The organism is Parabacteroides sp. AF17-28 (genome assembly GCF_003479205.1).
Classification (GTDB): Bacteria; Bacteroidota; Bacteroidia; order Bacteroidales; family Tannerellaceae; genus Parabacteroides; species Parabacteroides acidifaciens.
On sequence record NZ_QUGV01000006.1, the window covers coordinates 77,781 to 96,652 of the forward strand.

The window sequence follows — 18,872 nt, forward strand, 5'->3', positions numbered from 1 at the left end:
TTGAATTTTGTCATTGTTTATCATTTTATAGTCCCTATCTTTACAAAGAAACCATAAATAAGCAATGGCATGAAAAACATATTCCTATTGATTTTTCTGGTAGTCATCAATAATCCTTTGTACTCCCAATTTGTGATGTCTAAAAGCACATCAGATAGAATAGAGGGAAAGCTGAAAAAAGAAATTCTGGATAAAGCGTCTCTCCGTTGCTAGTATGAATTTACCCAATATTGTTTGAATGAGGGGGTGAAAGAACAGGTGGTTGATACTTTTACTTTGGATATAGGACCGAAGTATTCTGTGTATTATGATCAGAACCGTATTATGCGGGATTCTCTGGATAGAGCTGAAGGTGAAAAACTAAGACCTCGTGTCAAGTTGATTAGGCAACATATGACAAAAGGGGAAATTGATGCTTTACGTGGGCAAGGCGGCGGGAATTATCGGGAACTGTTGAGCAAGGGAGAGACTGCCGTGTTGTATAAAGACAGAAAAGGGCAGAAAGCGACTATCATAGATGGTTCTATTACTGAAATATATAAATGTATGGATGAGATACCTTTCCAGTCATGGGAGTTGAAGGAAGATACAATGACCATTTTAGGCTATGTCTCCCAAAAGGCGGAAACAACTTTTCGAGGTAGGAGATATGTTGCCTGGTTCGCACCGGATATCCCATTACAAGATGGTCCTTGGAAGTTATACGGATTGCCGGGACTTATTCTAAAAGTTTTGGTTGACGATGGTCTATTTATCTTTCAGGCGATTGGGCTGCAAAAACTGGACTCTTTTCCTATTACGATGAACAAAGACCAATATGTGGCGACCGATAGAAAACAAATAAGGAAGTTAGCGTTTAAGAAAAACAATAAACGACATTTTTTAGGAACTGACGGCACTTACTCGATGAGTTTCGAAGCTGATAAACGTATATTTGACGAACTGGAGCGGGAATGAAGTTCCGGTGTGTACTATATTGCCTTTTTCTGGTATCTTCTTTATCTTCACAAACCCTGATTAGGGGAACGATTACGGATAAGAAAGCCGGACAAGCCGTAGATGCTGCGACTGTCAGCCTCTATGCGCTTAGGTGTAATCGGATTTTGGCTTATACCCAATCGGATGAAAAGGGGGAATATCAGATTGTTTATAATGGGAAACAGGATAGCCTCACTCTTGCGGTTGCAGGTTTTAACTTGAAGAAAGTGGTAAAAGATATTGCAAATGAAAGCCAAACGATTGATTTTGTGGTGGGGGATGAGGTGATTTCGATTAAGGAGGTTATTGTGGTTGCCCCTAAGATTAATGAGTCCGGAGATACATTGAATTATAATGTGGAACGGTTTAAGGATGAGACGGACCGGACGCTGAAAGATGTACTCCGGAAGATGCCGGGGATACAGGTCTTGGATAATGGGATGATTCTTTACCAGAATAATCCGATCAACCGTTTCTATATAGAGGATATGGATTTATTGAAAGACCGGTATGGGATTGCGACCAATAATCTGAATCCGAATGATATTGCGACTGTGCAAGTCCTGCAGAAACATCAGCCGGTCAAAGCGCTGAAGGACTATGAGCCTTCATCTGATGCTGCTATAAATCTGAAATTAAAAAAGTCGGCCAAAGGTGTCGTTCTGGCTACCGCACAATTGGGGGCCGGGGCTTCACCGTTATTGTCAAGTAATGAACTGGTGGGCATGTATTTCTCTAAAAAGATACAGGATTTGGCTGTTTATAAGGGAGATAACTCCGGGCGGGACGTTACCGGCGAATTGAATAGCTTATATAGTTTGGAGCCGGAAGTCCGAAACTTGGATCTTCTCCACGTTTTAAAGCCTGCGTTACCGGCAGTGAGTCAGCAGCGGTATCTTTTTAACGATGCGCATATTGGAACGGTGAATCATTTGCAGGCATTGAAAAACCATTATACTTTAAGTACGAATGTCCATTATGCTTATGACGAACCGAAGAGGGAGAACAGTACGGAAACTGATTATTACCTGCCGGGCGACAGTAGTTTGAAAATAAGGGAGTGTAACTTTTCCCGATTGTATCAGAACCGGATGGATGCCAATGTGGAACTGAACGCGAATACGGATGATTTCTATTTGAAAGACCGGATTAAGGCGGAAGGACGGTGGGATAAGGAAAACGGCCGTATCTTTACCGGTGACTCGATTCGTGAGCATCTGGATAATCCTATATATGGACTTAGTAATCAGTTTGAATGGGTGAAAACGGACGAGCTGCATATGTTTAAGGTAACGTCGTTTGCCGGTTATAAAGATATGTCGCAAACATTGGAGGTTTCTCCTGTTTTGTATGACGGAATATTGCCGTCTGCCACATCGGAGATGGCATGGATGAAACAAAAAGCCCGGATGAAAGATTTTACTGCGGCCAACTCGTTTACGTATGGCCGGAAAGGGGCGGTGGTGCAAAATTATTCATTGGACTTTAATGTCCGTATCCAACATTTGAAGAGTAATCTGCTGCTTGTGGATAACACGGTGGAAACGGCTGGCGGAGACTCGCTCTCGAATGACCTGAAACGGGAATCTTATGAGTGGAAACTTCATCTTGCGCATAGTTTTACATTAGGGTCTAACATGAATTTCCATCTGTTTTGTCCGGTTCGCTATCTGTTGGTTCGTGAGCGGGATAATGCAGCCGGGGGAAAGACGCATGCTTCCCATTATCTTTTTGTGGAGCCGTTTCTGGTATTGGAACAACGGATTTCGGCTTATCTGTCTTCTTCCTTAAATTATTCGTTTTCTCAAGAGGTTTCGGGAATAGAAGAGGCTTATACCGGAAGTGTCATGACTTCGTACCGGGAGCTTTTGCGGAATGACGGGATACGCGACCGGCAGAAGCAACATACGCTTTGGTGGATATTGGATTATAAGAGTCCGTTTTCTTCTATGTTCGGTTCTTTCACAACTTATTATACGCATACGCGTTCTCGTTTGCTGAGCGAATATCTGTATGAAGGAATTTTGATGCGCAAGTCGACATTACAGCATCCCAACAATATCCAGTCGCTTTTTTCTGATCTTGTGATAGGAAAAGACCTGGATGCGATAAAATCTTCGTTTTCGTTGAAGGCTGATTACCGTTACAATCGTTCTTTACAGATTTTGCAGGGGATGATTTCAGGATATCGGTCTCATGCCGTTTCGTTGGGTGGTTTGTTTCATGCGAAATTGAATCGAAAAGTAATCTTTGATTATAAAATCCGGGGAACATGGAATAAAAGCCTGTTTCAGGAAAGCGGGTTGCCTGTTGCTCCTGTCTGTTTACTTTCCCAGCGGTTATCATTCAACTGGTTGCCGGTTAAGGAATTGATCGCAGGCTTGTCGTGCGAGCATTTCTATAATGACGCGATTCGTTCCGGAAGCCGCAATATGTGGTTTGCCGATCTAAACCTGTCTTATACCTTAAAAGCAGTGGAGTTCCGTTTGGATTATACGAACCTCTTTAATACCCGTCGGTATGTATCGACTGTCTTTAATGAGACGGGGCGCTATTATATCGAGTACGATTTACGTCCCGGAGAGATATTGTTCAGGGTGCGTTTTAAGTTGCTGTAAACTTATACATTCTTTCGCATATCTCTATGCAAAGTATTATATTTTGTTACGATCAAATAATATCTTCCATTACCGCCGAAAGATATATGATTAACAAAATTGTCAGTCTTGATATATCTATCTCTGTTCAAGATTAGCATAATGAAAGAGTGAATGGATAGGATTTAAACAAAAACAACACGCTGCTCTTTTGTCAATCCCTTAATTATAACTACTTTTGTGGCTGAAGAAAAAGTAAAAACTAAAGTATGAAAAAGATTAGAGCTGCCATTGTTGGATATGGCAATATTGGGAAGTATGTATTAGAGGCCCTGGAAGCTGCTCCTGATTTTGAAGTAGCAGGTGTTGTACGTCGTAATCCGAATGATATTCCGGACGAATTGAAAGGGTACACTGTCACTGATAATATCACAAAACTGGATAAAGTAGACGTTGCTGTTTTGGCGACTCCGACCCGTAGCGTTGAAACGTATGCCAAAGAAATCCTTTCTTTAGGTATCAATACGGTGGATAGCTTCGATATTCACGGAAGTATTGTCGACTTGCGCCGTTCGCTGGATGCTGTGGCCAAGGCTCATAATACTGTGGCGGTAATCTCTGCCGGATGGGACCCGGGAAGCGACTCTATCGTTCGTGCGTTGTTGCAGGCTATCGTTCCGAAAGGCATTACATATACAAACTTCGGACCGGGTATGAGTATGGGACATACGGTTGCCGTTAAAGCAATCGAAGGCGTAAAGGCCGCCCTGTCTATGACAATCCCGATGGGAACAGGTGTTCACCGCCGTATGGTTTATATCGAAGTGAAAGAAGGATATGAATTCGATAAGGTTGCTGCTGCTATCAAGGCGGACGACTATTTTGTACACGACGAAACGCATGTGATCCAGGTCGATTGTGTGGATGACCTGAAAGATATGGGACATGGTGTAAACCTCGTTCGCAAAGGCGTTTCCGGTAAGACACAGAACCAGTTGATCGAGTTCGACATGAAGATCAACAACCCCGCTCTTACTGCACAGATCCTGGTTTGTGTGGCCCGCGCAAGCTTCAAGCAGCAGCCTGGCGCTTACACGATGATCGAATTGCCGGTGATCGATATGCTTTATGGCGACAGAGAAGACTTGATTAAACACCTTGTTTAACAATTAGAAAAGATTATGCTTGATTTTATTACCTGGACGGCTGACCCCGCCATCTTTTCCATTGGTTCGCGTGAAATACGCTGGTATGGATTGGCATTCGCCATCGGATTCCTGATCGGTTACAAGATTGTGGAGAAGATGTGGAAAAGAGAAAAACTCAATCCGGCATGGATCGACTCCCTGCTGATTTATACGATGCTTGGGACTGTCATTGGCGCCCGCCTGGGACATTGCCTGTTCTATGCTCCGGAATATTATCTTGCTCATCCGATCGAAATACTGAAGATATGGGAAGGAGGACTTGCCAGCCACGGGGGAACGTTGGGTATAATTATAGCTGTCTACTTTTACTCCAAGCGGGTCAGTCATCGCAGTATGCTTTGGACATTCGATAAGCTGGTTGTTCCGACCGGCCTTGTTGCGGCTATGATCCGTTTGGGTAATTTGATGAATCATGAAATATACGGACATCCCACCGACTTGCCGTGGGGTTTCCGCTTTATTGAGAATTTACACGCCTGGAAAAGAGGGGCGGAGCCTATCTTCACCGTTCCCAGCCATCCGACACAGCTTTATGAAGCGGGTGCTTATTTAGTGACGTTCGCTATCTGTATGTGGCTTTATTTCAAAAGGAATGCCTGGAAAAAGGAAGGACTTATCTTTGGCGTATTTATGATTTGTGTATTCGGTTCGCGCTTTTTCATCGAGTTCCTGAAAAACAATCAGGAAGAGTTTGAGGCTAATATGATGCTGAATATGGGGCAATGGCTCAGTATTCCGTTTGTTTTAGCCGGGATCTACTTTGTATGGCGTGCACTGAAGAAAGGAGATGTGTCTCCCAAGTCTTAGCTTTCAATTTTCAATTTTCAACTTTCAATTAACAAGATGTACAAATTAAAAGAAATAGCAGATAAAGTTTACTACGTAGGTGTAAACGACCGGCAGAAAGCTCTTTTTGAGAATATGTGGCCTTTGCCTTACGGTGTGTCTTATAATTCCTATCTGATCGTGGACGAAAAGACAGTCCTGGTCGATACGGTGGATGTATGTTATTCCGATATTTTCCTGAAAAAGATTGCGGATGCACTTGACGGACGTTCTTTGGACTATCTGATCGTGAACCATATGGAACCCGATCATGCGGGCAGTATCCGTTTGTTGCGCCAGCAATATCCGGATGTGCAGATCATCGGGAACAAGCAGACTTTCGGAATGTTGGCCGGCTATCATAACATTATAACAGGGTTGTATGAAGTGAAGGAAGGCGATACGTTGAGCATAGGCCGTCATCAGTTGTCTTTCTATATGGCTCCGATGGTGCACTGGCCGGAGGTGATGGTCACTTTTGATTCGACGGATAAAATCCTTTTTTCGGCAGATGCTTTCGGGACGTACGGGACATTGGACGGCGGTGTGATCGATTCGGAAATGAATGTGGAACATTATTGGGAGGAGATGATTCGCTATTATTCCAATATTGTCGGCAAATATGGAAATCCCGTACAGCGTGCTTTGCAGAAGCTGTCGGCGTTGGATATCCAGACGATCTGTTCGACTCATGGCCCGGTGTGGCGTGAATATGCGGCAAAAGCGATTGATATCTATGACCGCATGAGCCGCTATGAAGGTGAAGATGGTGTCGCGATCGTATATGGCAGTATGTATGGCAATACCGAGCAGATGGCAGAAGCGATTGCAGCGTCTTTAGCTGCGAACGGTGTGAAGAACATCGTGATGCACAATGTCAGCAAAAGCCCCGCTTCTTATGTGTTGAAAGATATTTTCAAGTATAAAGGCCTGATCATCGGTAGTCCGACTTACAGCAACCGCCTGTTCCCGGAAATAGAATCGATTCTCGATAAGATCGAAACGCGCGAAGTGAAGAACCGTCTGTACGGATATTTCGGCTCCTTCACCTGGGCGGGTGCGGCAGTAAAGAATCTGGCTGCTTTCGGCGAAAAGATGAAATGGGAAGTTGTCGGTGTTCCGGTCGAGCAAAAGCAGGCTTTGAATGCTGATAAATATGCAGAGTGCTGGGCTTTGGGAGAAGCAATGGCTGAAAAATTGAAAAAAGAGAATTGAGAATTGAAAATTCTTGGTTGGAAAGAATAAAGATATTACTTTTAGGAACGAAAGAACTAAATTAAAAAAAGCATTATGAGACTAATTATTGAACCTGATTACGAGCAACTCTCAAAGTGGGCTGCCAATTATGTAGCTGCAAAGATTAAGAAAGCTAATCCGACAGCAGAGAAACCATTTGTATTGGGCTTGCCTACCGGCTCTTCTCCTTTAGGCATGTACAAGAACCTGATCGAACTGAACAAACAGGGAGTGATCTCTTTCCAGAATATCATCACTTTCAATATGGATGAGTATGTCGGCTTGCCGAAAGACCATCCTGAAAGCTATCATTCTTTCATGTGGAACAACTTCTTCAGCCATATCGATATCAAGCCGGAGAATGTCAATATCCTGAACGGTAACGCAGAAGATCTGGAAGCGGAATGTGCAGCTTATGAGGCCAAGATGAAAGCCGTAGGCGGTGTAGACCTGTTCCTGGGCGGCATCGGTCCTGACGGGCATATCGCTTTCAACGAACCGGGTTCTTCTCTGGTTTCACGTACTCGCGTTAAGTCTCTGACTACAGATACGATCATCGCTAACTCCCGTTTCTTCGACAACGACGTAAACAAGGTGCCGAAGACTTCCGTTACGGTTGGTGTGGGTACTGTGTTGGATGCAAAAGAAGTATTGATCATGGTAAACGGTCACAACAAGGCTCGTGCTTTGCAGCAGGCTGTGGAAGGCGCTGTCAACCAGATGTGGACAATCACCGCCTTGCAGATGCACCCGAAAGGCATCATCGTTGCCGACGAAGCTGCCTGTGCAGAAATTAAAGTCGGCACATACAATTACTTCAAAGACATCGAGAAAGACAATCTTTGTCCCTGTTCTTTGCTGAAATAAGATTTTTATTATACCATAATAAGTTTTGATTAAGATTGAAAGGCTGTATCTGCGATAGATATGGCCTTTTTTACTGACTATTTATCTGATTCATATTTTAGATTTTTCTCGGTTTGACTTAACCGATTGAGAAATAAACTTTTAGCGAATTATTTGAGAAATAGAAGTAACGATTTAGCAACTGTGCGAATTTCAGCGTTTTGCGTTGCTATGCTGTCAAATAACTCTTTCATTTGCAAATATAACATCTTTTTCCGAAAGTACGAACTTTCGGTGGCAATTTTATAAAATCAACTTGCGAAAAAAGAAAATCATTCATCCCATTCATGGGTTGTGTCATCGGTGGCGTTGTACTGTTTCCAACGTCCCGATTTCTCGCCGTCGGTGTATTGCCCCTCGATGGTTATATAGGGTTTTCCGTCCCGTGTCGATTCCACACGATAAAAGCCGTCAAGTTTTCCGTTACGGTAGTGTCGTGTAGTCCTGCTGCGAAGCGTGCGCCCATCCTCGAATATTTCCCATTCCTCACCCTCTTTTTTGCCGTCTATATAATGAGATTCAAAAATCTGCTCACCCGTCTTGCTGTCAAAGCGGCGTTCCCGTCCGCTCTCCACACTCTGCCTATACTCCTTTTCGATTTCTATTTTGCCGTTACGAAAATAGGTCTTTACAGTTCCGTCTATCTTGCCTTGCTGCATGGGTGTTTCTTTTCGGGGAGTAACGCCATCTTGGTAATACTCCGTGAATATGCCGTTGCGCTTTCCTTTGGCATATATGCCCGATTCACGCAGTACCCCATCACGATAGCGGAGATAATCACCGTTTATTATGCCGTCGGAAAGTTTAACACGCTCCTCGTCAAGCCCTCGTATAATGCGATATTCTCCCTGCAACGGCTGTTTACTGCCTTTTTCATAATAGACCGTGCGCCGTGCGTTATCCGTTATAGTCTGTAAATCGTCCCATTTTACTATTTGTTGTGCGGAAGCCGTGCCACACAATAGCAAAAAGAGGTATAGTGTTAATATTCTATTCATTGTATTTTTGCTTTTCGAGGTTGATAACGGTTCTCAGCTATACGCAGGCAGGGATTTTAACCACTGAACTTCCTACGAAGAACTGAACTTTAAATTTACCACTTAACTGTCCTACGAAGCACGAAACCCCTGCTTGCGTATAGGTGATGTTATGCGGTCGGTTTTCATTTTCTCTTCTTTCTCGTTAATTTCTGCTGCAAAGTTACTAAATTTGCAGTCAAGTATTCACCTGTAAGAAGTTACTAATGACAAAAAAGAAATTGCCCGTTCGTTTTACGGGTCAGCACTTTACTATTGATAAAGTGCTAATAAAAGATGCAATAAGACAAGCAAATATAAGTAATCAGGATACGGTTTTAGATATTGGGGCAGGCAAGGGGTTTCTTACTGTTCATTTATTAAAAATCGCCAACAATGTTGTTGCTATTGAAAACGACACAGCTTTGGTTGAACATTTACGAAAATTATTTTCTGATGCCCGAAATGTTCAAGTTGTCGGTTGTGATTTTAGGAATTTTGCAGTTCCGAAATTTCCTTTCAAAGTGGTGTCAAATATTCCTTATGGCATTACTTCCGATATTTTCAAAATCCTGATGTTTGAGAGTCTTGGAAATTTTCTGGGAGGTTCCATTGTCCTTCAGTTAGAACCTACACAAAAGTTATTTTCGAGGAAGCTTTACAATCCATATACCGTTTTCTATCATACTTTTTTTGATTTGAAACTTGTCTATGAGGTAGGTCCTGAAAGTTTCTTTCCACCGCCAACTGTCAAATCAGCCCTGTTAAACATTAAAAGAAAACAGTTATTTTTTGATTTTAAGTTTAAAGCCAAATACTTAGCATTTATTTCCTGTCTGTTAGAGAAACCTGATTTATCTGTAAAAACAGCTTTAAAGTCGATTTTCAGGAAAAGTCAGGTCAGGTCAATTTCGGAAAAATTCGGTTTAAACCTTAATGCTCAAATTGTTTGTTTGTCTCCAAGTCAATGGGTAAACTGTTTTTTGGAAATGCTGGAAGTTGTCCCTGAAAAATTTCATCCTTCGTAGTTCAAAGTCGGGTGGTTGTCAAGATGATTTTTCTGGTTTGGTGTCGTCTTTTAAGCTGCCGCATAATGTTTAGAGGATAGCCGACCGTTTAGGGCGGTTCATCCTCATGTTCGAGACAATTTTTATTTCCTTTATTACATACTATATAGAACTTCAATTTTTGACTGCTGTTTCCGGCAGAAAGAAGTGTGAAGTTCATGCCCGCACCCCGTTCGTTTCATTACTGCTCTTATCCGTATTTCATTCATTTTTCAGTTCTCCTTTCTTTCTTTTCATGGGATTTCACTGTTCTTGTTCACGGCAGGACATAGCTATCCCATGTTGCTGTCATGCCGCTTTTTTCCGGTGTATGTCGCAATGCTCCAGTATTACCGTGTATGTCATGCCACCACCCGTTACCGTGGTATGGCTGTAAACTCTCGTCCGTCCGCAACGTTCGCAGAAGTACGGGTTTTCATATCCGCTTTCTGCCTGTTGCAACTCGACTTCCTCTATCTCGCTTTCATCCCGTCCGAAGTATTCTTCCGGCAGGTTGCCTTTGTTGGAATAGAAGCCGTAGTACCTCACGATGCGGAAATAGCGCAGTGGAACGTGTTGCAGCAGCCGGGGAAAGAACTCCCGGTAATGCAGTGTCAGTTCCTTTTCAACCGGGTTCCTCCTGTCGGGTGAGTTTTTGTAATCACGGTAACGGAATGAAATGTTTTCGCCGTCCATTGCCGTAATCTTGTACTCGCTCAGACACGCCCGTTTGGAATACCTGCCCACATATTGTATCACCTGTTCCGGCATCTGTATGGGCTGCTCCAAATGTACAATCCAGTCCTTTTTGTTCACCACCTTTTTGATGAAGCCCATAAACTCCATGCGGTCGTGGAAATCATGCTCCAGCCTGCCCGCATCGAACAACCCTATCAGGGCGTGTTCAAACTTGTAGCGGAATACCTTACAGATAGAGGGGATATGCACGTAGTCATGTTCGGGGATGACTATCTTACCGTCGTTATCTATACCGCCCCATGACATAATCATGTGCGTGTGTACATGGAGCTGTTTCGTTTCCCCGTAGGTATGCAGTACGGCAATCACTCCGGTTTTCAAGCCGAACTTGTGCATCATCCAGTCTTTCAGCGTTTCAGCCGAAGTACGCATCAGTATATTCAGCATTTCTTTCCTGTTACGCTTCACCAAGTCCAGCAGGATATGCGGCAAGGTCATCACCACATGGCGGTGCGGCACCCGCAGCATCTTTTCTTTCATGCGTGCCGCCCATTTCAGCGTGTCACGCCAGCCGCATGACGGGCAAAAACGGTGTTTGCAACTATGGCTGATTTCCCGTACTTCCCCACAATCGGGACAAACGTATGTATCTATCCCCAAAGCGGTTGTGCGACATACACGGATAGCGTTCACCGCCTTGTACTGTTCGGGGGTGATGTACTCCGCCGGGTGCTGTGCGTACTCGTCCCACCACCGATTGAAGAAATCGGACAAGCGGTACTTCTTTTCTTTGCAACCGTCTGTATATATGTCGTTTAGCACTTCTTTCATAGCTCGCACACAAGTCCTTTTTTACTCTATTTAATATCTAATCATTTGATTATTAGTTGTTTATTGTCTTGAACATTGTGCTAACAGCGAAATCGGCTGTTATTTTCTTCAAGTATATCACCTTGCGAACAAATATAAAAAAAGTGCAGTACACCACGAACAGCGTACCGCACTTTTTTCGGCAAATCGGGCAGGATTTAACATTTATAGCTTGAATCCCTTGCCTTTCCTTTGCGGTTGTATAGGTCGGCGTATGTTCTGCCTTAACTTCTCGAACTGTTCCTTGAACCACTCGGCAATGGGCTTTCGGTCGATGGCAAGAACCAATTTAGTCCCGTCCGTGGGGTCTTTCAGCACTTGGAAACCTGCCCTTTCGGTCGTGAATTTCCGTCCGTGTTCCTCCGAGTAGAGTTCCCCTGCATACTCCAACGGCTTTCCCTTGACGAGCGTTGCGGTCTGCCTTTCATCGAACCCGACAAGGCGGCAGAGGTTTTCGATACGGAGCATTTCACGGAAATAGGGAAACCATGCTGCCGCCCTTGCGATTACCGTTTTCAGAAACGATATTTCCTGCTTGTGCCTTGTGTCCTTGTCGGCTATCTCCCTGCCGTGCTTTTGCTGCATTTCCCGTATCTCCCTGCTGTGGTCTGCCTGCATGGTCTGTATCCTATCTTGCAGGGCTTCGATGGTTTCCTCGTGGTCGGCTACCTCCTTATGCAGGGCGGTGTTCTCCCTTTCCAGCGTCTTGACCTTGTTACTGCCGAAAAGAGAACCGACGCTCTCGGCGATGTTGGCGGCTGCGGTGGTTGCCGCCCCTTTCAGCTTCTCGGTCTGTATTTCTTTTTTCGCCCGTCTTAGTTCCTCCTGTGCCGTTTCTTTCTGCTGCTGCAAATCCACCACTTCCGCTTTGAGGTCGTCGGAGAGTTTCTGTATATCCCGATAATACTGCTGCGTGGACTTGTGGCGAGCTTTCGAGCCGTCTATGCCCCTTTGCAGCCCGTATTTCGCCATCGCCACGGCATAGGTATCTTGGTAGGACTTCAATTTCAGCCGTGTCATAATATCGTCTGCGCACAGCCTCACGGTGTCGGTCGGCTTCTTGCGGTATCGCTTCTTCGTCTGTTCCTCCCTTTTCCTGCGCTTGCGCTCTCCCTTGACGATGGGGACGAGTGTAACGTGTATGTGCGGCGTTTCCTCGTCCCTGTGCAGGTGAGCCGCCACGATGTTCTCCTTTCCGAACGTGTCGGCGAAGTATTTCAGATTGTCGGCGCACCACTCGTCCAAACGCCCCTCTTCCTCTATCCGCTTCATGTCCTCGTGCGTTCCCGATACGTTGATGCGGATTGCCCGTACTTGGTTGCTTCCGATTTTGCGTGTCAGCCCCGCTTCTTCTAATCTCTGCTGTATAGCCGCCGAACGGTCTTTTATCCCGTCGGGGTATTCGATAAGCCTGCGGTTTAGGTGCGTGCGTGTGGGGTCGGCGTTCTTCGGTATGATGAAACGCTCGATATGTGCGGTCGTTCCGCTGTCGCTGCCGTGCGCCTTTTCCATGTGTAAAACTACGAAACCCATATATTTTTCCTTTCTTCCTTGACTTGTGAAACAATGATTTTTCGTATCTTCGGGGCGGCAAATGCCGTCCCCGATGGGGTGTGCAGAGGGGCTTACCCCTTGCCTTATTGGGGAATTTTCAGCGATACGTAGTATTGCGGCTCGGAAAATTCCCTAATAAGCTACGGTATTTTCTCCGTAAATACCCTGCGGCGTGCCGTCTGCCTGCCCGTCTGCCTTTCGGCTATGGCTGTCCCTGCCGCCTGCTTGCCCGTAACCCCACCTTATTTTTTTCCTTTCGGTCGGTGGGTGGCGGGGCGGTCGTTTCCGTTTTCAAAGGCTCTTTTGCACGGGGCGGTCGGATACAAGGTTTTCCCGATAAATACGCTCGCAGCGAAGCGAGAGGAAGATTTATTGGGAAACGGCGCAGCCGCCTGACCTTTTAGCCGACGTAAAGCCCCGTGCTTGCTTTGCCTTTGTAAACGAAAACGATTGCTCCGCTTTCCTCTGAAAAGAGAAATAGACCCTGCAATATATATCACCATAGTGATAGGTTTGCATGTTTGCATGCTGGTATGCTGGTACGTTTGCATGTTGGTATGTTGGTATATCATCATGCTTTCCAACGGCTGTTGGGCTTGCCGTCCGAAACAACCGACACGAATACCGTCGTTTTCTCTTTTCGCCCGTGTATAATCCTCTCTAATAATGCCCTGCGGACTTTCGCCGCCCCGAACGATTCGACACGGAAAGCGAGGGCGGCTATCGTTTCGAGGTTGTAAACCTCCGCGCTGTATTTGTCCGATAGGCGGATAATGTGCTTTATGTCATATATAGATAAAACTCCGCTTTTGCAGAGTGCCTTTATCCCTGCCCTAACCGTCGGGGCGATAACCCCGAACAGTTCGCAGATTTCCCGCTCGGTCATGGCGGTTGCGCCTATATCGCTCGGCAGGGAGATATTGCCCTGCCCGTCCATCGTGATAATGTTCCTTTCTTCTTTCATCGGTATTCTGTTCTTAATTAGATGGCTCGGCAGATATTCTTCTCCATATCTTCCAACTTGTGCGACAAGGTTTCCATGTCTTGGCTTATCTTCTGGGCGGTGATTTTGGCGTAAATTTGGGTGGTCTTTATGTTCGTGTGCCCCAAAAGGCGGCTCACCGTTTCGATGGGTACGCCGTGCGACAGAAGTACGGTCGTGGCGTTCGTGTGGCGTGCGACATGGTAGGTCAAGCGTACCTTGAAGCCGCATTGTCTGCCTATATCTTTGAGTATCTTGTTACAACTGCCGTTGTTCGGAACGGGGAAAACATGACCGTCCCTTGCCAGCCCCTTGTACTTCTCGATGATACGCTTGGGAACGTCCAAAAGGCGGATGTTCGATTCGGTGTTGGTCTTCTTTCTTCGGGTGATTATCCACAGGTTGCCGTCGAAGAATGTTTGCAGGCGGTCGGCGGTGAGGTTCTTCACGTCCGAATACGCCAAACCCGTGAAAACAGAAAAGACGAACAAGTCCCGTACAAGCTCGTGGGTGGCGTTCTTCATCGGTGCGTTCATGAGCGTCTGTATCTCCGTTTGGGTGAGGTAGCCCCTGTCCACGCTTTCGGGAGAGTTGATATATCCCGCAAAGGGATTAAAGGGCAAACGCCCGTCGTTCCTCGCTATGGAAACGATGTGTTTCAACACAATCATGTAGCCCCACACGGTATTGGTGCGGCATTTCTTCTCCGTGCGCAGAAAATACTCGAAGTCGTTGATGAACGTGAGGTTGAGTTCCTTTAATGGAATATCCTCACGCTTGTAGGTATGGGGCAGGAACTCCCGAATATGGTTGCAGACCGTCCGATAACGGGTAAATGTACCCTGCGCCCTGCTGTGCCCGACTTTCTTCTCGAACTCGGCGTTGTGCTGCTCGAACAGCTTCAGCAAAGTTTCCTGCTTGACGCCGATACCGAGATAGGCGTCTTTGAGTTTGGCGGCGGTAACATAACCGTCCGTCTGCATTAACTCTTGATAGCGGCGGTTTACTTCCACACGGATTTTATCTACCGCAAGGTTGATTCTCTGCGCTTCGACGCTCTTGCCCGAAGCACGGTTGTTCTTCACGTCCCACAGCCGTGGGGGAACGTCCATCTTGCAACTGAACTGTTTAATCTCGCCGTCCACCGTGATACGGCACATTAAAGGCAGGTTGCCGTTCGGCTTCTCGCTGCCTTTCTTCACGTAAAATAATACCTTGAATGTACTACGCATAACTCACTCCTTTTTTTGGTTACAAAATTAGTTATTAGTGAGTTACCGACTGCTATGCAAAATTACGCAAATCGCAGAAACAGAACCATTTAGCAAGAAATTCACACCCGTTACGGGGGTAATGAGGTGGTAACTGAACTTCTGCGCTGTTTGGCTTCGAGGTGGTATTTCGTTGGCTCTGTCCCATAGAAAAACAAAGCGTAACGAACGCTGTATCAGCTAATTCGCTACGTTTTACCCAAATTTACTTTTTCGCTATGTGTTTATTTTAAATATCCCTTAACTCTGATTCGATCCAGTTTTGTTGTTTTAAGTTGTAACCTCAAATTTATGTCGGCGATGGATTTTATAATCTCTTCAAATAGCTGGTCATTAGTTTCCTGGTCTTTATTCAGACTTTCTATATCATCGTCCATTTCGGATTGTCGGGATAAAATAAGTTTTATCTGTTCTTTAAGCTGAAGCAATTCAGCTTGATTGATAGGTGAAGAGAAGGCATATTGTCTTACTTTTACGAAAGCGCGCATAATATTGATATTTACCTGTACGGCAATAGGAGAGCGTAGTATGCCGGATAACATTGCAACTCCCTGTTCGGTAAAAGCATACGGCATATATCGAGAGCCGCCCCAACTTGAGGTTCCAAAATGGAACCTCAAATGATTAAATTCCTCTTCGGTAAGCTGAAACATAAAATCCGGAGGAAATCTGTCAGGATTACGTTTGACTGCCTTGTTTAGATTTTTTGTTTCCACGGCATAGAGATCAGCCAAGTCTTTATCCAGCATTACACGCTGGCCGCGTATTTCATAAATCTTACTTTCGATAAGTGTAGGTTCCATAGTTTGATATTTATGGTTAAGAATAAATTTATTTGCAGGTAAAAGTATGCAAATAAATCCTTACAACCTATTCTTTCTTAAGCAAAATCAAAAAAATATTTTTACTGATTGAACATATCCTTATTGTAGAAGTTCATGATAGAGATCAGCTGATTATGAGCGATTTGGGCGGGGCTGTCGGGGTTCAGGTCGATGGCGGTGAGATAGTTGTTGAGGGCCTGGCGGACATCGCCTTTCTTGCGGTAGGCATTGCCGCGCAAGTAGTAAGCTTCATCCGATAAAGCGTTTTTTTCTATGTATTCATCCAACAAACGAATGGCTTCATCTGTTTTACCATCGGTAATAAGTTGTTTAATAGTTTCCATCGTGTAACATTTATAACAAATAAGCAACAAAGATATATCAGATAGCCTTCTATACATTATAATACAGTTTAAAAAAACTGTTTTTTTGTGGCTGATGTACGGTTACGTTAATTATTTGTGTAAGTTTGCACCCGATTTCAAATAGATAAGACGTTATTATGCAAAAGAATCTGGTAATAGTGGAGTCACCCGCTAAGGCAAAAACCATTGAAAAGTTCCTCGGAAAAGATTACAAGGTCATGTCAAGTTACGGCCACATCCGCGATCTGAAGACGAAAGAGTTCAGTATTGATATCGAGCACGATTATGCTCCGCAGTATGTAGTGCCTGCCGACAAGAAGAAGCTGGTCAGTGAACTGAAGTCCGAAGCCAAGTCTGCCGAACAGGTATGGCTCGCATCCGATGAGGACCGTGAGGGAGAAGCGATCTCGTGGCACCTGTATGAAGTATTGGGCTTGAAGCCGGAAAAAACGAAACGTATCGTCTTTCATGAAATTACCAAGAATGCTATTTTGCATGCTATTGAAACACCGCGCGATATCGATATTAATCTGGTGAACGCCCAGCAGGCACGCCGTGTGCTGGACCGTATCGTGGGTTTTGAACTTTCGCCGATCCTTTGGCGCAAGGTGAAGCCCGCCCTGTCTGCCGGACGTGTGCAGTCGGTGGCTGTCCGCCTGATTGTGGAACGCGAGCGCGAGATTAACGATTTTGTTAGCGAAGCCGCTTACCGTGTGATTGCCAATTTTATCCTGCCCGACGGGACAACGGTACTGAAAGCCGAACTGAACCGCCGTTTGAAGGATAAGAAAGAGGTGGAAGCCTTCCTGGAATCCTGCAAGAGCGCTTCGTTTACCATTGACGATATTACTACCAAACCGGTAAAGAAATCGCCTGCGCCTCCTTTCACCACTTCAACCTTGCAACAGGAGGCTGCCCGTAAATTAGGATATTCCGTTTCGCAGACCATGATGATCGCGCAGCGTTTATATGAATCCGGATTGATCACTTATATGCGTACCGACTCGGTGAACCTGAGTGACTTGGCATTGGGAACTGCGAAAGAAGCTATTTTAGATACATACGGCGAGAAATATTACAAATTCCGCCAATACCATACGAAGAGCAAAGGCGCACAAGAGGCGCACGAAGCGATCCGTCCGACCTATATCAGTAACGTGGAAGCCGGCAACTCCCCGCAGGAAAAGAAACTGTATGAGTTGATCCGCAAGCGCACGATTGCCTGCCAGATGGCGGATGCCGAACTGGAACGCACGACTATATCGGTCGGAATCAGCGGACAGACGGAACGTTTTGTTGCTGTCGGCGAAGTGATCAGCTTCGAAGGTTTCCTTCAGGTATATATGGAAAGCAACGACGACGATGTGGAAAAGGATAAAGAACAAGACAACGGCCTGCTTCCTCCGGTAAAACTGCATGAAGTCCTGTCGTTGAAAGATATTGTGGCAACGGAACGTTTCACACAGCGTCCGCCGCGTTACACGGAAGCCAGCCTGGTCCGCCGTTTGGAAGAACTCGGTATCGGACGTCCTTCTACCTATGCCCCGACTATCCAGACCATCCAGAACCGCGAATATGTGGTGAAAGGAGATAAGGAAGGTACGGAACGCGCCTATACGGTTATTACGCTGTCAAAAGGAAAGATCAAGGAAGCAGAAAAGACAGAGATTGTCGGGGCGGATCGCAATAAGCTGATGCCGACCGATATCGGTACAGTGGTAAACGACTTCCTGATGGAGTATTTCCCGGATGTGTTGGATTATAACTTTACCGCCAGCGTAGAAAAGGAATTTGACTCAGTGGCAGACGGCGAGTTGGTTTGGACAAAAGCGATTGACAAGTTTTATAAGATATTTCATCCGATCGTAGAAGCTACGGCTGCCGTTAAGACAGAACATAAGGTCGGGGAGCGTCAGTTGGGTATCGATCCGAAGAGCGGTAACCCGGTATTTGTGAAGATCGGCCGTTATGGTCCTGTTGTTCAGATCGGCGTTGCCCATACGGAGGATAAGGAAGCTCCGAAACCTCAGTTCGCCTCCTTGCTGAAAGGACAGTCTATCGATACGATTACGTTGGAAGAGGCTCTGAAGCTTTTCGACCTGCCCCGTACGATCGGTGAATACGAAGGAAAAGTGATGGTTGCGGCTATCGGTCGCTTCGGTCCGTTTATCCGCCATGACGGCAAGTTTGTTTCCATCCCGAAAGACCTGAATCCGTTGACGATCACTCCCGAAGAGGCAATCACTTTGATCGACGAGAAGCGGAAGAAAGACGAACAGCGTTTCATCAAGAAATTTGAAGAAGATCCGGAAATGGAAATCCTGAACGGTCGTTTCGGTCCCTATATCTCTTATCAGAAAGCGAACTACCGCATTCCGAAAACGGTTACGGACCCGACAGCCCTGACATTGGACGATTGTAAAAAGATCATTGCTGATGCTGCCGAGAAACCGGCGACTGGTAAGAAGACAACACGTAAAAAGAAAGCATAAAAA

Annotated in this window: 14 protein-coding genes and 1 pseudogene; 8 read left to right on the forward strand and 7 right to left on the reverse strand. The window is 45.4% G+C overall.

What is annotated here, in order from left to right:
* Positions 1-225: 225 nt before the first annotated feature.
* The 6 genes and pseudogenes from DWW90_RS05915 to nagB all read left to right on the forward strand — a co-directional run.
* A pseudogene (locus tag DWW90_RS05915) lies at positions 226-957 on the forward strand (GLPGLI family protein); the annotation flags it as partial.
* Positions 954-3,596 carry a hypothetical protein gene (locus DWW90_RS05920; RefSeq protein ID WP_122344340.1) on the forward strand — a complete coding sequence of 881 codons (2,643 nt, stop codon included), beginning with the start codon at positions 954-956 and terminating at the stop codon, positions 3,594-3,596. The pseudogene DWW90_RS05915 and the gene DWW90_RS05920, both read left to right, overlap by 4 nt.
* A 248-nt stretch (positions 3,597-3,844) precedes the next feature.
* Positions 3,845-4,741 carry a diaminopimelate dehydrogenase gene (locus tag DWW90_RS05925; protein WP_115499219.1) on the forward strand — a complete coding sequence of 299 codons (897 nt, stop codon included), beginning with the start codon at positions 3,845-3,847 and terminating at the stop codon, positions 4,739-4,741.
* Between the two features lie 15 nt (positions 4,742-4,756).
* On the forward strand, positions 4,757-5,590 hold the full coding sequence (gene lgt / locus DWW90_RS05930) for a prolipoprotein diacylglyceryl transferase (RefSeq protein ID WP_115499218.1): 834 nt from the start codon (positions 4,757-4,759) through the stop codon (positions 5,588-5,590).
* A 36-nt stretch (positions 5,591-5,626) separates the two neighbouring features.
* Positions 5,627-6,823: an FprA family A-type flavoprotein gene (locus DWW90_RS05935; RefSeq protein WP_122331652.1), complete on the forward strand. Its 1,197-nt coding sequence runs from the start codon at positions 5,627-5,629 to the stop codon at positions 6,821-6,823.
* Between the two features lie 75 nt (positions 6,824-6,898).
* On the forward strand, positions 6,899-7,711 hold the full coding sequence (gene nagB, locus DWW90_RS05940; protein WP_115499216.1) for a glucosamine-6-phosphate deaminase: 813 nt from the start codon (positions 6,899-6,901) through the stop codon (positions 7,709-7,711).
* A gap of 311 nt (positions 7,712-8,022) precedes the next feature.
* Here the strand turns inward: nagB and DWW90_RS05950 are convergent, their stop codons facing one another.
* Entirely contained in the window at positions 8,023-8,748 is a 726-nt protein-coding gene (locus DWW90_RS05950; RefSeq protein WP_004293712.1) for a toxin-antitoxin system YwqK family antitoxin, read from the reverse strand.
* Between the two features lie 245 nt (positions 8,749-8,993).
* Here DWW90_RS05950 and erm(F) point away from each other — a divergent pair, with 245 nt between their 5' ends.
* The gene (erm(F), locus tag DWW90_RS05955; RefSeq protein ID WP_004295323.1) at positions 8,994-9,794 is read left to right on the forward strand and encodes a 23S rRNA (adenine(2058)-N(6))-methyltransferase Erm(F); all 801 of its coding nucleotides are present in this window, start codon (positions 8,994-8,996) and stop codon (positions 9,792-9,794) included.
* 327 nt (positions 9,795-10,121) lie between these two features.
* Here the strand turns inward: erm(F) and DWW90_RS05960 are convergent, their stop codons facing one another.
* The 6 genes from DWW90_RS05960 to DWW90_RS05990 all read right to left on the reverse strand — a co-directional run bounded on the left by DWW90_RS05960 (position 10,122) and on the right by DWW90_RS05990 (position 16,356).
* The gene (locus DWW90_RS05960; protein WP_117859788.1) at positions 10,122-11,342 is read right to left on the reverse strand and encodes a transposase; all 1,221 of its coding nucleotides are present in this window, start codon (positions 11,340-11,342) and stop codon (positions 10,122-10,124) included.
* 204 nt (positions 11,343-11,546) lie between these two features.
* Positions 11,547-12,914: a MobV family relaxase gene (gene mobV / locus DWW90_RS05965; protein WP_008999098.1), complete on the reverse strand. Its 1,368-nt coding sequence runs from the start codon at positions 12,912-12,914 to the stop codon at positions 11,547-11,549.
* Positions 12,915-13,506: 592 nt separating this feature from the next.
* Positions 13,507-13,899: a hypothetical protein gene (locus tag DWW90_RS05975; protein ID WP_004293707.1), complete on the reverse strand. Its 393-nt coding sequence runs from the start codon at positions 13,897-13,899 to the stop codon at positions 13,507-13,509.
* Between the two features lie 17 nt (positions 13,900-13,916).
* Complete coding sequence (locus tag DWW90_RS05980; RefSeq protein WP_004293706.1) at positions 13,917-15,149, reverse strand: site-specific integrase; 1,233 nt, start codon at positions 15,147-15,149, stop codon at positions 13,917-13,919.
* A 263-nt stretch (positions 15,150-15,412) separates the two neighbouring features.
* Positions 15,413-15,991: an ORF6N domain-containing protein gene (locus tag DWW90_RS05985; RefSeq protein ID WP_122344341.1), complete on the reverse strand. Its 579-nt coding sequence runs from the start codon at positions 15,989-15,991 to the stop codon at positions 15,413-15,415.
* 101 nt (positions 15,992-16,092) lie between these two features.
* Complete coding sequence (locus tag DWW90_RS05990; protein WP_115499214.1) at positions 16,093-16,356, reverse strand: tol-pal system YbgF family protein; 264 nt, start codon at positions 16,354-16,356, stop codon at positions 16,093-16,095.
* A 158-nt stretch (positions 16,357-16,514) separates the two neighbouring features.
* Between DWW90_RS05990 and topA the strand changes: the two genes are divergently transcribed.
* Positions 16,515-18,869, forward strand: coding sequence for a type I DNA topoisomerase (gene topA, locus DWW90_RS05995; RefSeq protein WP_122331654.1), 2,355 nt, complete (start codon positions 16,515-16,517; stop codon positions 18,867-18,869).
* The last annotated feature ends 3 nt before the right edge of the window (positions 18,870-18,872 follow it).

What these genes read in the sequence shown, in the direction of transcription:
- DWW90_RS05920 (WP_122344340.1), top strand. Translation starts at nt 954, where the DNA reads ATGAAGTTCCGGTGTGTACTATATTGCCTTTTTCTGGTATCTTCTTTA.
- DWW90_RS05925 (WP_115499219.1), top strand. Translation starts at nt 3,845, where the DNA reads ATGAAAAAGATTAGAGCTGCCATTGTTGGATATGGCAATATTGGGAAG.
- lgt (WP_115499218.1), top strand. Translation starts at nt 4,757, where the DNA reads ATGCTTGATTTTATTACCTGGACGGCTGACCCCGCCATCTTTTCCATT.
- DWW90_RS05935 (WP_122331652.1), top strand. Translation starts at nt 5,627, where the DNA reads ATGTACAAATTAAAAGAAATAGCAGATAAAGTTTACTACGTAGGTGTA.
- nagB (WP_115499216.1), top strand. Translation starts at nt 6,899, where the DNA reads ATGAGACTAATTATTGAACCTGATTACGAGCAACTCTCAAAGTGGGCT.
- DWW90_RS05950 (WP_004293712.1), bottom strand. Translation starts at nt 8,748, where the DNA reads ATGAATAGAATATTAACACTATACCTCTTTTTGCTATTGTGTGGCACG.
- DWW90_RS05960 (WP_117859788.1), bottom strand. Translation starts at nt 11,342, where the DNA reads ATGAAAGAAGTGCTAAACGACATATATACAGACGGTTGCAAAGAAAAG.
- mobV (WP_008999098.1), bottom strand. Translation starts at nt 12,914, where the DNA reads ATGGGTTTCGTAGTTTTACACATGGAAAAGGCGCACGGCAGCGACAGC.
- DWW90_RS05975 (WP_004293707.1), bottom strand. Translation starts at nt 13,899, where the DNA reads ATGAAAGAAGAAAGGAACATTATCACGATGGACGGGCAGGGCAATATC.
- DWW90_RS05980 (WP_004293706.1), bottom strand. Translation starts at nt 15,149, where the DNA reads ATGCGTAGTACATTCAAGGTATTATTTTACGTGAAGAAAGGCAGCGAG.
- DWW90_RS05985 (WP_122344341.1), bottom strand. Translation starts at nt 15,991, where the DNA reads ATGGAACCTACACTTATCGAAAGTAAGATTTATGAAATACGCGGCCAG.
- DWW90_RS05990 (WP_115499214.1), bottom strand. Translation starts at nt 16,356, where the DNA reads ATGGAAACTATTAAACAACTTATTACCGATGGTAAAACAGATGAAGCC.
- topA (WP_122331654.1), top strand. Translation starts at nt 16,515, where the DNA reads ATGCAAAAGAATCTGGTAATAGTGGAGTCACCCGCTAAGGCAAAAACC.